The following is a 12,804-nucleotide window of genomic DNA, read 5'->3' on the forward strand; positions in this document are numbered from 1 at the left end:
CGCCGTGCTGGCCTGCTTTTTGGCGGCCTCAGCTTCCTTGTTCGCTGCGACCTTCACCGCGGCCTCAGACACGCCCATGGCGGCGAGCGCCATTGCAACGCCCTTGGCCTCAATGTCAGCGACACGACGGCCCCAGCCCTTGCCGAACTGCTTCCAGATCGCGAGAGACTGCATGAAGGAAAGGCGAGCGCGGCAGATGCGCTTGACCGTCTCGGAATGATCATTGCTGCCCGCCGCAGCCTTCAGCCATTTGATGCCGCGCGAGACGCCGGAATTTACCGCAGCGTCATACACGGCCAGATCGACGCCAGGGAACAGGTGAAACTCGACAGCAGTCGGATTCCAATACTGCTCGCGGTAGATGATGAGCGCTTCCGAAATCGAAATGTTGCGGACTGGCTTTTCCTTAAGACCGCGCTTCTTCAGCCATGCATGGTAGACAGCCTCGGTAACGCCGTACATGGTCTTGCCGCCGGGGTCAGCCTTGTGGTTGCTGCACCCGCCTTCCCATTTGGCTGTGATGTTGTGGTATATGGTGAAACGGTCGGACATCCGGCATCCCTCGATTTGATGCCGGGATAATCCGCTTTAGGCTCACCAACCGCAAAGCACTGAGAGAAGCATCATAATATTAGACAATGAGCCTATGATCCCACGTTACACCCTCTCGAACAGCGCGCGCCGGAGAGCCGACTGCCAAGCAGTTGTCTGGCACCTTACCTGTCAAAACTGACCCCGCCCCCAGAATGGAGCCGGACCCAATAGACGCCCCCTTCAGTATGTGGCAAGACTTCGCCACCCATACCCGATCTCCAAGAGTAATATCTTTCGCAGGGTTGATCCTCCTTCCCGTCACGATGTCTACGATCGAGTGCATATCACTTGATGAGATGAAATTTTCTTGCCCAAACAAGCAGCCGACACCGATCAAGATTGTGCTCTTTTCATGAGCATTCACCTGGCAGGTAGAGTTAAAGGAGCTATGACTGCCGACGCGAATTTGTGCGCCTTTATCAGCGAAAAACTCAGCCGCCCCCAGCGCACAATCATCTCCAATTTCAATGACACTTTCCTCACCAAAGACAATTTTAGCGGATCGAGCTTTGAAATGATCTCCGACGCGGAGTGTGTTGTTGTCTCCTAAGAAGCGGACGAACAAGTTTTGATCCTGAGGAAAGTCATCTTTGAATTCGATGACATTTCCCCTGCCGCGGTCATCAATATCTATAGGCATTTCCCCCACCCATTAAGTTTGCGTACCGTCCCCCATGATGGACCACGCCTGATTTACCACAAGAGGCCCCCAGAAATTTCCAATCCTCTCCCTGATCTTCGCAAACTGTTCTGCGGTGAGATCATGGTCGGCGCGAGAAACGGCTCGGGCCAATTCACCTAATTCAAACCGCTGAGCGCCCGTCAACCCCTGGTCGCGTTCAGTCGTGTTCAAAACTGCGTTTAAACACACGTCTCTCATTGTCATTGTGCGAACAACTTGAGGAGTAATGACCCTGCCGTTCGGGTCACGCTCTTCCTTTTGAACCAAAAAAGGAACAGGGTTTCCGTCAAAATCAAGAATTTCGGCCGCAATATCAATTTTGATTTGTGTTCTCCAGGTCTATCAATCTGATTTTCGCCAGAATGGCTGGTAGCCTTCGATCCATGTGCCATCTATCTTCAGTCGAGATGCAATCCAGCGTGTCGGGTTATTCACCGTCGAAGTACCCGGAAGATTACTCCCAAGTGTCGCCGTCCTCGTTCCAACGTTGAAGCCAACGCCGCTAATTTCAACCGCCTCCGCCAACCGAATAGCGCCAGTTCCTAGCAATTCCGCCTTGACTTCACTCCCAGATTGATACGCCAAACCGGAACCGTCGAAGAAAAGCTTATTGACGTTCCCAGCATCAAAGAGAATTGGCTGGCCCGCTTTCATCCGGATAGCGCCTATCAATATTGTGGAGTCTGCAAAATCCAATCCGATTTCTGCACGCGCATTTAGTGACATGGCGCTCATGAACTTCACATTGGCATCTTGGTTAGCCGCAGCGGTGTGGTCCACCAGAACTACAACTGCCCTTGAATCCATCCAAGTCAATGTGACGAAAGCTGCGTGAAGGAAACCGCGCCATCCGTGGCCGTGAAGGCGTTGACTGCCGATGACATACTCGCAGGCATCAAAGATCAGCGGTTTGGCTATGTCGTGCAAGACGGCAAACTGACGGTAGGAACTGATCGGCGTATTGGCATAGATTTGGATGTACTTGCTGCGTTCTTGTCTCGCGCTGCCCTCTCCGCACAGGTGCAGGACGTGGCGAGGTGGCAGGACATCAGCACCGCGCCGAAGGTCAAAGAAAACTATTTCTTCTGCCGGTTAGCTTGGGGGCCTGAAAACGACCGAAGTACCGGCGACGAGTTCAGGTGGAACGGTCGGTGGTTCGCAGTCGGTACATTTTACAAAGGCAAACGCTTTGACGAATGCCAGTATGAAATGCGCCAGATAGAAGTTCAACCTTCACACTGGATGCCTCTCGCCGCGGCACCCGCAAAGCAGGAGGGCTGACGTGACGGCCAAAAACGACACCCTATTTCTCACCGAGTCCGAGATCGCAAAGCGGATCGGCCTCAACACCGACCAGTTCAAGACCGCGCTGCCGGCGTTGCAGCGGGCAGGTTTCCCCCAGCCCGACCCGCACTTTGCAGAGCGCCGTTACTGGCCGGCAATTCAGGCTTTTCTTGATCGACGTGCCGGACTCGCGTCAGGATCGGACAGCGCCATCACGGCGCGTGATGAGGTAGAACCATGAAAACGATAACCAGCCTGAAGAGCAAGCCACGAAAGGACGGAACGACCGCCTATTATTGGGTGGCATCGGCCGTCTCGAAAAAGGCGGGCGATTTCCCGCTGAAAACCGTGCGCGTGCATGGATCGATGGAAGAGATCGAGGCGAAGTGCCGCGAACTGACATCCGAGCTGAAGCAGTGGCTTGCCGAGAAAGGCATCAGCGCGCCGGTTCAGTACGATCGCACACTCCGCTCGTTGATCCGCATGTACCGGACAAACAAGGCATCCGGCTATTTCGACATCAGTCCGAAGACACGCGAGATGTACGACTATGCGCTCGATGTCCTGAACGAGGCGTGCGGCATGCGTCGGCTCGACAAGGTGACTGGCCTCGATATCAAGCAGTGGTTCGCCTACCTGGGCTCCCCGGCAGAGGACACCGAGAAGCAGGCAAAGGCGCGTGCCGAGGCAAAGGCAAACGGGGTCATCCTTCCGCCTAACCCGGAGCGCCTACGACGTGCCTACCAGTGCATGCAGGTGTTGCGCATCGTCATAGGATTCGGCGTCGTTTCGGACATCAGCGATTGCTACCGGCTCAAGAATGTTCTGGAAGAATTGCGCTTCCCGGTCCCGAAGGCCCGAACCGAAACGATCACGTTCGAGCAGGTGCAGGCGATCTGCAATCTGGCCATTGCCAAGGGCATGCACTCAATGGCGCTGGCACAGGCGCTGCAGTTCGAGCTGACACTGCGACAGGTCGATGTCATCGGGATATGGGAGAAGAATGCAGACCAGACCGGCGGCGGCATCCTTGACCGTGGCCAGCGCTGGCGCGACGGCCTCACCTGGGCGAACCTCGATCAGAATGGCATCCTGCGGAAGCAGACGACGAAGGTTGATGATGTCACGGCGGAGCATGACACGAAGGAATATCCGTTCCTGCAGTACATGCTCGATCTATTCCCGGCGTCGAGCCGGATCGGGCCAATGATCAAATGCGAGGCCACCGGCCTGCCCTACCGCCGTCGTCACTTCGCTGATGTCTGGCGCGCTCTGGCAACTGAGGCAGGTATTCCTAAGTCGGTATGGAACCGCGATAGCCGTGCCGGTGGCGTAACGGAAGGCTCTGACGCGGGTGCCGATCTCGAACATCTGCGCCATCACGCCAACCACAAAAACGCGCAGACCAGGCAGCGGTATAACCGCACCACGTTGGAGAAGACACGCCAAGTCGCAAAGTTGCGCGTAGCATCGCGCAACGACAAGAACGGGGCGTAAACAGACCTGAGGAACGCGTGTCAGAACGCGAAGAACGTCTTGAGAGAAAAACGACGTTTAAGTGATTGATTTTACTGGTGCCCCCGGCAGGGTTCGAACCCGCGACCCCCTGATTACAAATCAGGTGCTCTACCAACTGAGCTACAAGGGCAAGCCAGTGCCTTGCCAACTATCAGATTCTGACCTGGTGTAAAGCGAAAATTGTGTCCGGGCAGCCAGACGCGCTCTTTTCCACACCCGGCCCTACGCCTTTCCGCGGCGTGATCGCTATTGGATCAAAGACGACAAAATAAGCGAAGTGTTTACGCAGCGTTGCTAAAATGGCCATGCACCATAACCATTCCAGCGAGAATACGCATCCGATGCGCGCGAGCATACAGAAAATCCAACTGACCGGCACTATCGTCATCGCCGTCAGCGCCATATTGCTGGCGACCCTTGCCGCGCTGCCGAGCGTTTCCAACTACCTGCGTTACAGGACAAACGCCCAGCAACTTGTCCGCTTTGAAACCGCGCTTCAATCGGCCTGGCTGGTCTCGGCCGAGCGTGGCCCCGCCAACAATCTGATGGCGGCGTCTTCAGTGGATGCCAAGCTGATCGACGCTCTTGCCGCTGCGCGCAAGGCTACGGACGACAAGCTTTCCCAAGTCGAGACGTCCTTCGCCGAAGAAATCAAGATGCAACCCGGCTTTGCAAAATCGCTGCTCGAAACCCGCCAGAGGCTTGCTGAATCGCGCCGGCTCGTGGACGAAGTCGCGGCTCTTTCCCCTCAGGCACGCAGCTATAGCGCCATGGCGAACGCCATCCAGTCGATGTTCAAGGCCGCCGATAGTGTGAACCTGCTGCGCGGCAGGGCCGCCCGCGCCATCATAACCAAAACGCCTGACGTAGCGATCGACGTTGCCATGACGGGCACGGCCGGTGTGATGCGTGACAGGATCGGCCGCCTCGGCTCCTATGTCGTCATGAGCATGCAGGCTAACCGGCAGGACACGCTCAGCTATCGCGCAAAATTCGATACGGAGATGCAAAGCCTGCTGTTGATAAAGTCCTCGCTGTGGAACTACACGGCTGCCTATCTGTCGACCCCGCGTCTGGATGCCGCATTCCGTGAATTCGAGTCCTACTATTTCGGTCAGGCGCTTCGCTACGCACAGAACACGATTGCCATCGTGATGCCCTCTGCCCGTCCGAGCGTGCGGGAATTCTCCGAAAGCTATATTCAGGGCATGCGCTCCTCGGACAAGCTGCGCGACCTCATCCTCTCCGAGACACGGGCGAGGATCGAAAACAACAAGGAAAGAGCGCTGGTCTACGGCGCATCGTCTCTGCTTCTTGCCCTCATTGCAGTTCTGGTCCTACTTCGCCTGACCTGGGTCTACAGAACGGCGCTCTTCCAGCCGATGCAGTCCGTGCGTGCGCAGATAGCGGCGATAGCCGCCGGCGACCTTTCGGAAGTCGACCATAAGGACGGTGTCGCGCCGGAGGTCAAAAAAATGTTCCAGGAGCTTGATTTCCTGCGTGAACAGCTCCGCCAGAAAGTTGAAATGGAGGATCAGCAACGTGCGCTGGCCGAGCAGCTGCGTGCCCTTTCCGAAACCGATGCCCTCACCGGTGTCTTCAATCGACGCGCGCTGGAAAAATCGGTCCGCTCCATCCTGAGCAGCGGCGAGCAATGTCCGGCGCTCGGCGTAATGATCGTCGATATCGACCACTTCAAATCCATCAACGACCGCTACGGCCACGCCATGGGCGACCTCGCGCTGCAGAAGACCGCGAGCCTTCTGAAAAGCGCGTTGCGCAACGGCGACATTCTGGCGCGATATGGCGGTGAGGAATTTGTCGTCGTGTTGCAGGATGTCAGCCACGCCATGGCCACCGCCACCGCCGATCGGCTTCGCCGCATGATCGAAGCTCAGATCATCGATGAACAGAGCGGTCTATCGCTGACTGCAAGTTTTGGTGTTGTCTGGCAGGAAGCACGCGCCATTGGCAATTGGGATGAATTGATCGCCATAGCCGACGACAGGCTCTATGAGGCCAAGCGCGCCGGCAGAAACCGCGTCTGGGCGACCTATTTCCCAAAGGTCGCAAACGGCTAAGCGATAATGCAGGCCCGATGGAATATCCGCTAGACCAGATCCAGCGTCATGACCACAGGGCAATGATCTGAAGCCTTCGGACGATCCCAGCCGGTGCGCGGATAGCGCTCCACCTCCTGGCCCGGCGGAAAGACCGTGCGGAAGGGCTGGCCGTTTCGAATGATTTCAGGAACATGGGTGGCATTCGTTTCCGCCAGACGCGGCGAAAGCCAGATATAATCAAGCTGGCAAAGATGCTGCTCCTGCGGCCCGCGCGAATGGTAGAGCGTCCAGCGATCCATGACGTCGCGGCGCGTCATCGGATTGACGACGAAACCATCGGCCGTGAAGATATCGAGAGCGCTCAGCTCTTCCCGGATCGGCGTGAAACTGTAACCGTTGCGCCTGTCGCCGGAAATCGCAACGCGCTCCTGATAGTCGTTCATATCGCCGCAGATCGCGAAATTCTTGTTATGCGTGTTACCCACGCCCCAGCGATTTTCGATGATGCGGCGAACAGCGCGGGCTTCCGCCTCGCGAACAGGCATGGTGCCAAGCCTAGCATCCACCGCGTCCCGTGAGTTGGTCATGGATTTAAGATGGGTGACATAGAGCGTCAGCGGCTTTCCGCCGATCCGCAGGTCGATTTCCAGACAGTCCCGTTTGAAAATCTTGTCGTCGATCTGGTTTGTCGTCGCCAGCTCGGGACTGAAGAGATCGAGATTGCGATAGGTGAGCGCCGCATGGCTCTTGATGTCGACCACTTCGATCTTGTCGCCGTCTCGCGTCTCCTCACGCATCACGACGGCGACATCGATGCCGCGGCTGTCATTGCCCTCAACCAGATATTTCTGCATGTAGCCGTTGCCGACCATGCGGTAGAGATAACCATATTCGAAGGCCTGCAACGCCGCCATGTTGTCGACCTCCTGCAGGCAGAGAATATCGGCATCCGCATCCGCGATGGCGAGCGCCGAAAGCTGGCGCGTATCGTCGGTGGATGACACCATCCGCGCGCTTTCGAGCGCCTGATAGGTGGCCTCATCGCGGATATCGAAAAGCTGCATCGCCCTGTCGCGCCGCGTCTGGTTGCGAAAGCCGGTGAAATCGAAACGGGTGAGAAGGTTTTCGATATTGAAGGTGGCAAGCCGAAGCGACATGAATCAATCCCATTGCTACGGCCGCAGCTTAGCTGGTGTCGTTCCGCCTTTCCAGCGTTCGGGACACGTGCGCTCTAAAGCCGCCACCCGCTGCGAATGGCAACCGGAAACTTGTCACCCACGGTCACCGTCTCGCGCGAATAGGCCCTCAGTACCTGCCCATCCGGCAGATCGAGACGCAGAGCATATCGTTCGCCCTCATAAAGAACCGACGTCACCGTGCAGCCAATGCCTTCCGCATCCCGCAACACATCCTGCGGCCGCACGAGAACATCCGCCTGAGGCAATTGCGTGACCCCTTCCATCGCCGCCCGAAGCACCGCCCAATCAAGATCGCGCTCGCCCCCTTCCGGCACCGACAGGTTGAGGATCGCCCCCTGCCCCACCAGCGAACCGACCAGCCTGCCCTCCGGTCGCGCATAAAGCTCCGCCGGCGCGGCGACCTGCAGCAGCCTGCCCTGCGACATGACGGCGACATCGGTCGCCAGCGCCATGGCCTCGGCCTGGTCATGGGTGACATAGATCATCGTTGCGCCGGAACGGACGTGGAAATCACGAAACGTCTCCTCCATCTCCTGGCGCAGGTGCCGGTCGAGATTGGCGAGCGGCTCGTCGAGCAGCACCACGTCAGGTTCGGTCACGAGGCAGCGGGCGAGCGCCACGCGTTGCCGCTGGCCGCCGGACAATTCGGCGGGGCGGCGATCCGCGAAGCTTTCGAGACGGACAGCGGCGAGCGCCTCACGCACTTTCTGGCGGTACTTTTCCCCCGAAATGCCGCGCACCTTGAGAGGATATCCGGCATTGTCGGCAACCGACATATGCGGCCACAGGGCATAGGACTGGAACACCATCGCCATGTTACGCCGCTCGGGGGGCACCATGCTGCCGGCATCGGCCAGCACACGCTCGCCGAGAAGAATGGAACCATCGGTCGGCTGTTCAAAACCGGCGATCATGCGCAGCACCGTCGTTTTGCCGCAGCCGGAAGGCCCAAGCAAAGCGAGAAAACCACCTTCGCGAACCGTTAGCGATACATCGTCCACGGCGGGCTTCGCTCCCGCACCAAAACTTTTAGAGAGGCGGTTGAGGATCAGTTTCGCCACGGAACGACTCCTTTTGGCAGATAGCGCCCCAGAATTTCGAGCAACAGCATAAGGACAATGACCATGATGACGACGAGCACCGAAAGTGCTGAGGCGAGATCGAAGCTGCCGCTGTCATCGAGATTGTAGATGAGCACGCCAAGCGTCTGCGTACCGGCGGACCAGAGGAGCGCCGACACCGTCAGCTCGTTGCAGGCGATCAGGAAGACGAGAATGACGGAAGCACCGGCCGCAGGACCGACCAGCGGCAAGATGATATCCCGGAGCCGCCGCCAGAAACCGGCGCCGGAGAGCCTTGCGGCCTCTTCCAGCGATGGATCGAATTGCAGGAAGGCGCTGACCATGGGCTTGAGGCTGACGGCGAAGAAGGAGGAGAAGTAAGCGAGCAGGATGATCCAGATCGTGCCGTAAAGCGTGAAGCCCAGCAGCGGGATGGGGGCTGCGAATAGCAGCACGAAGGAAACGGAAATCACCACGCCCGGCAGGGCATAGGGGATATCCACCAGCGCCGAGAGCAGGAACATGAAACGGCTCTTGCCGCGCACCAGAAAATAAGCCGTCAGCACAGTTACAGCCAATAGGCCCAATGACGTGACTGTCGCCAGAAACAGCGAATTGCGGAAGGCCGTGCGGGTGACGCTCTGCCGATACAGTAGCTCCTCATAGGCATGCAGCGTTGCGGTCTTGAGGCTGAGCGGCACGCCATAGGCTGGGGCCAGCGAGCTCGCCACCAGCGCCGTCAACGGCGCGACCAGCATGAAGAACAGCGCAAGCCACAGGACAAGCTCTGCCGGCACACGCCACCGCGCCAGCCCGAAAGTCGCCGCCTTGCCGGAAAGGCCGATGATGCGATAGTCCCTGCCCTTCATCGCCCGTTCCTGCAACGCAAGCCCGGCCACAGAAATGAGAGCGATCATGGTCGAGAGAATCGCGATATCGCCGAATGTGCTGGTGCCGAAACTGGCAAAACGGCTGTAGATCAGTGTCGGCAGAGTGAAGATCGAGGCGGGGATGCCGAGGATCGCCGGAATGCCGAAATTGCCGACATTGGAGACGAAGGAGATTGCCGCACCGGCGATCAATCCCGGCGTCGACAGCGGCAGAATAATATCGAACAGCACGCGGCGCGGCGAGGCACCGGAAAGCTTGGCAGCCTCGATGCCGTCCTGCGGCAAGGCGAGCAGTCCGGCGCGCAGCGACAGATAAACGAGCGGCGCATGCTGCACGCCGAGCAACAACGCGATGCCGGCCATGGAATAAAGCGGCTGCGGCGAGCCCATCGCCGGCGCAAGGCCGATCGCCTTCAACAGCGTGCTCGACGGGCCGGTCATGCCGATCCACGACAGCGCCGTCACCTGCGGCGGGATCATCATCGGCAGCATGAACAGGAAGCTCAAAATCGACTTCCCGCGGATGTCACACAGCGTCAGCGAAAGCGCGAATGAGCCGCCAATCGCCAGCGAAATCAGCATGCCGAAGAACGAGGTGGAGAGCGTATTCAGCGCCGCATCCCAAAGGGCCGGATCGGCGAGAAGCCGCCATATGTCACCATTCAGTGACGAGATGATGCCGGTATAGGCGAGCCGGCCGAGCGGCAGGGCGCTCAGCGCAAAAACGACACTCACCACAAAGGGAAACAGCCAGCGCGGCTGGCTGCTTCCATAAGCCTTGGAACGGGTCATTCCGAACTATCAGCCCTTGGAGCCGAAGATATCGGAGAAGGTCTTCAGATCCTGTTCGGAGTTCTTCAGTGCATCGGCAGCGCCGAGCGGCAGAACCTTGATCTTGTCGCGGGCCGGGAAACCTTCCGGCATGCCGGCGTCGGCACGCGCGGGGATGTAACCGAGCTTGACGAAGCCCTGCTGGCCCTTTTCCGAAAGCACGTAATCGACAAACTTCTTGGCCGCTTCTTCATGCTTGGTGCCCTTGATGATCGCGACCGGCTCGGTGACGGCCGACACGCCCTCTTCCGGGAAAACGAATTCGACCGGTGCGCCCTTGGCCTTTTCGCGGATCGGCATGTAATCGACGACCACGCCGTAAGCCTTTTCGCCCGAAGCGACGGACTTCAAAACCGCACCGTTGCCGCCGCCGGAGATGGCTTCGTTGGCCTTCAGCTGCTTGTAGTAGTCCCAGCCGAGGCCGTTTGCGGCGGCAAGCGTCTGCGCGTGGATCAGTGCGGCACCCGAGGTGAGCGGGCTCGGCATAGTGACCAGACCCTTGGCTTCCGCCTTGGCCAGATCCTTCCAACTCGTAGGCTTCATCGCGGCAGCCTTGTTGTACATGATGCCGGTCGTGATGAGCTTGGTAGAGTAATAATAGCCGTCCGCATCATAAAGCGAGGCATCGATATTCTTGGCTTCGGCAGACTTGTGGGCAAGAAGCTGGCCGGCCTGCTTCATGCGCTCCAGCGTCACGGTATCGGCGATCAGAAGGACGTCGGCAACGGGATTGCCGGCATTGATCTCGGCCATCAGCTTGGCCATGATCTTCGGCGTTCCGTCACGCACCCATTCGACGTCGAGACCCGGATTGACTGCCTTGAACCCATCAACAGTCGCCTGCGCGTCCTCGTTCGGCTGGCTGGTATAAAGTACCAGATCGGCGGCATTGGCCGCGGTGGCGATGAAGCCGAGCGATACGATGGCGGTGAAAGCGGAGAGCAGCGTTTTCATGGATCCAGTCCCTGTTGTTTCATGGGACCGCTTAAACATGATTGCATAACATGTATGTGACAGGCAGGATTTTGATACCGTTATCTTCAATCGGCAAGGGTTGAGACCGCGGCCACCCCCCTCTGCCCTGCCGGGCATCCCCCCTCAAGGGGGAGATCAGCAAGAAGCCTTGTCCGCACTTCATTATCAAGCGTCGAGATAGGCGGGGGCCTACCCGCAAATCGATCTCCCCCCTTGAGGGGGAGATGTCTGGCAGGACAGAGGGGGGTGAAGCCGCACCCTCCGTCGCTACCAATAAGTTACACACCCCCTCAAGTCGCCGGGACCACCTCAGCCGTTTCTGCCTGAGCCATCGCGATCAACCGTCCAAGGCGCTTCATGCCTTCCTCGATCATCGCCTCGTTGGCGCAGGAGAAGCTGATGCGCAGCGTGTTTGTCCCCGAACCATCCGCAAAGAAAGCCCGGCCGGGAACAAAAGCGACCTTTTCCGTGGCGATGGATTTGGCGAGCAGTGCTGCACCATCCATGCCTTCCGGCAACGTCACCCAGATGAACATCCCCCCTTCCGGCTTCGTCCAGCTGGTCGTCTTCGGCATGTACTTTTCCAGCGCCGCCAGCATCGCATCGCGACGCGCGCTGTAGGCTGCCTTGATCTTGGCCACCTGCTTGTCAAAACCGCGTGACGCGACGCGTTCGATGGCGATCTGGTTGATCGTCGAGGAATGCAGGTCGGCGGCCTGCTTCATCAGCACCAGCTTGCGGATAACAGGCGCGGAAGCAACGATGTAACCCACGCGAAGGCCGGGGGCGAGCGTCTTCGAAAAGCTGCCGCAGTAGATGGTGCGGGTGTTCTCGATGCCGCCCGAACGGGCAATGTCGAGCGCCATGATGGGCGGAACCGCTTCGCCGTCGTAACGCAGCGACTGATAGGCAGCGTCTTCGATGACGGCGATGTCAAGCTCGTCGGCCAGCGCCAGAACCTTTTCGCGGCCGGCAAGATCGACGGTTTCGCCGGTCGGATTGGAGAAATCGGCCGAGAGATAGGCGAATTTCACCGCGCCGCCAAGCTTGGCGGCCGTCTCACGATAGGTCTCGGGCGTGCGGTTGCCGCCGGGATTGAGTTGATCGTAATTCGGCTCGTAGGCGTTGAAGGCGGAAAGCGCGCCGAGATAGGTCGGCCAGGTCACCAGCGCCGTATCCTTCGGCGACAGGAACAGCTTGCCGAGATAATCGAGCCCCTGCTGCGAACCGGAAACGATGAAGACGTTGTCGGCCGTGCATTCGATGCCGATCTTGTCCATTTCGCCCGCCAGCCATTCGCGCAGCGGCTTGTAACCCTCGCTCACGGAATATTGCAGTGCGGCGTTGACTTGCGCGCCGGAAAAAATCTCCGAGTAAGCCTGCTGGAACTCCTCTGCGGGGAAAAGAGCCGGGTCCGGAATGCCACCGGCAAAGGAAATGATGTCAGGCTGTTCGAGCAGCTTCAACAGCTCGCGAATTTCAGACGCTTTCATGCGCGAAGAGCGCGTGGCGAAAATTTGTTCCCAATTGAGCATGGGTACGTTTCCTCTTGTGTCGTTTTTGTGCGTGCATCTTTACAGAAATGTCGATACGTCAGCAATACTGACTTATCAGTTTTTCGAATTATTTCTGCCTCCCTGCACATTCCGCTCAACTGGGCTCAATCGAGGCCGATTTCGCGGACAAAGCCAGATACACCCTCTGGGA

Annotated in this window: 12 protein-coding genes and 1 tRNA gene; 4 read left to right on the forward strand and 9 right to left on the reverse strand. The window is 58.5% G+C overall.

Annotation, left to right across the window (positions count from 1 at the left end):
* The 3 genes from ACUTJJ_RS12615 to ACUTJJ_RS12625 all read right to left on the reverse strand — a co-directional run.
* On the reverse strand, positions 1-552 hold a 552-nt coding region (locus ACUTJJ_RS12615), incomplete at its 3' end, for a glycoside hydrolase family 108 protein (protein WP_445542394.1).
* Positions 553-631: 79 nt separating this feature from the next.
* Positions 632-1,234: an acyltransferase gene (locus ACUTJJ_RS12620; protein ID WP_445542395.1), complete on the reverse strand. Its 603-nt coding sequence runs from the start codon at positions 1,232-1,234 to the stop codon at positions 632-634.
* 384 nt (positions 1,235-1,618) lie between these two features.
* The gene (locus ACUTJJ_RS12625) at positions 1,619-2,056 is read right to left on the reverse strand and encodes a hypothetical protein (protein WP_445542396.1); all 438 of its coding nucleotides are present in this window, start codon (positions 2,054-2,056) and stop codon (positions 1,619-1,621) included.
* A 51-nt stretch (positions 2,057-2,107) separates the two neighbouring features.
* Between ACUTJJ_RS12625 and ACUTJJ_RS12630 the strand changes: the two genes are divergently transcribed.
* The 3 genes from ACUTJJ_RS12630 to ACUTJJ_RS12640 are packed head-to-tail and all read left to right on the forward strand — an operon-like array spanning position 2,108 to position 4,057.
* The gene (locus ACUTJJ_RS12630) at positions 2,108-2,557 is read left to right on the forward strand and encodes a hypothetical protein (protein ID WP_445542397.1); all 450 of its coding nucleotides are present in this window, start codon (positions 2,108-2,110) and stop codon (positions 2,555-2,557) included.
* Position 2,558: 1 nt separating this feature from the next.
* Positions 2,559-2,801, forward strand: a complete 243-nt coding sequence (locus tag ACUTJJ_RS12635) for a winged helix-turn-helix domain-containing protein (RefSeq protein WP_445542398.1) — start codon at positions 2,559-2,561, stop codon at positions 2,799-2,801.
* A complete protein-coding gene (locus tag ACUTJJ_RS12640; RefSeq protein ID WP_445542399.1) occupies positions 2,798-4,057 on the forward strand; it encodes a site-specific integrase in 1,260 nt (419 codons plus the stop codon). Before ACUTJJ_RS12635 ends, ACUTJJ_RS12640 begins: the two co-directional genes overlap by 4 nt.
* 75 nt (positions 4,058-4,132) lie before the next feature.
* Here the strand turns inward: ACUTJJ_RS12640 and ACUTJJ_RS12645 are convergent.
* A tRNA-Thr gene (locus tag ACUTJJ_RS12645) sits at positions 4,133-4,208 on the reverse strand.
* A gap of 211 nt (positions 4,209-4,419) precedes the next feature.
* On the opposite strand from ACUTJJ_RS12645, the gene ACUTJJ_RS12650 reads away from it, so the two are divergent.
* A complete protein-coding gene (locus tag ACUTJJ_RS12650; protein WP_445542400.1) occupies positions 4,420-6,159 on the forward strand; it encodes a diguanylate cyclase in 1,740 nt (579 codons plus the stop codon).
* A 29-nt stretch (positions 6,160-6,188) separates the two neighbouring features.
* On the opposite strand, the gene ACUTJJ_RS12655 is transcribed toward ACUTJJ_RS12650, so the two are convergent.
* The 5 genes from ACUTJJ_RS12655 to ACUTJJ_RS12675 form a co-directional block, all read right to left on the reverse strand.
* Entirely contained in the window at positions 6,189-7,298 is a 1,110-nt protein-coding gene (locus ACUTJJ_RS12655) for an endonuclease/exonuclease/phosphatase family protein (RefSeq protein ID WP_144577457.1), read from the reverse strand.
* A 74-nt stretch (positions 7,299-7,372) separates the two neighbouring features.
* The gene (locus ACUTJJ_RS12660; RefSeq protein WP_445542401.1) at positions 7,373-8,401 is read right to left on the reverse strand and encodes an ABC transporter ATP-binding protein; all 1,029 of its coding nucleotides are present in this window, start codon (positions 8,399-8,401) and stop codon (positions 7,373-7,375) included.
* Complete coding sequence (locus ACUTJJ_RS12665) at positions 8,389-10,083, reverse strand: ABC transporter permease (protein ID WP_445542402.1); 1,695 nt, start codon at positions 10,081-10,083, stop codon at positions 8,389-8,391. Before ACUTJJ_RS12665 ends, ACUTJJ_RS12660 begins: the two co-directional genes overlap by 13 nt.
* 9 nt (positions 10,084-10,092) lie before the next feature.
* Complete coding sequence (locus ACUTJJ_RS12670; protein ID WP_445542403.1) at positions 10,093-11,076, reverse strand: ABC transporter substrate-binding protein; 984 nt, start codon at positions 11,074-11,076, stop codon at positions 10,093-10,095.
* A gap of 311 nt (positions 11,077-11,387) precedes the next feature.
* Positions 11,388-12,632, reverse strand: a complete 1,245-nt coding sequence (locus ACUTJJ_RS12675; protein WP_445542404.1) for an aminotransferase-like domain-containing protein — start codon at positions 12,630-12,632, stop codon at positions 11,388-11,390.
* Positions 12,633-12,804 lie beyond the last annotated feature (172 nt).

This window comes from Agrobacterium sp. DKPNP3 (assembly GCF_052686535.1).

What these genes read in the sequence shown, in the direction of transcription:
- ACUTJJ_RS12620 (WP_445542395.1), bottom strand. Translation starts at nt 1,234, where the DNA reads ATGCCTATAGATATTGATGACCGCGGCAGGGGAAATGTCATCGAATTC.
- ACUTJJ_RS12640 (WP_445542399.1), top strand. Translation starts at nt 2,798, where the DNA reads ATGAAAACGATAACCAGCCTGAAGAGCAAGCCACGAAAGGACGGAACG.
- ACUTJJ_RS12650 (WP_445542400.1), top strand. Translation starts at nt 4,420, where the DNA reads ATGCGCGCGAGCATACAGAAAATCCAACTGACCGGCACTATCGTCATC.
- ACUTJJ_RS12655 (WP_144577457.1), bottom strand. Translation starts at nt 7,298, where the DNA reads ATGTCGCTTCGGCTTGCCACCTTCAATATCGAAAACCTTCTCACCCGT.
- ACUTJJ_RS12665 (WP_445542402.1), bottom strand. Translation starts at nt 10,083, where the DNA reads ATGACCCGTTCCAAGGCTTATGGAAGCAGCCAGCCGCGCTGGCTGTTT.
- ACUTJJ_RS12670 (WP_445542403.1), bottom strand. Translation starts at nt 11,076, where the DNA reads ATGAAAACGCTGCTCTCCGCTTTCACCGCCATCGTATCGCTCGGCTTC.
- ACUTJJ_RS12675 (WP_445542404.1), bottom strand. Translation starts at nt 12,632, where the DNA reads ATGCTCAATTGGGAACAAATTTTCGCCACGCGCTCTTCGCGCATGAAA.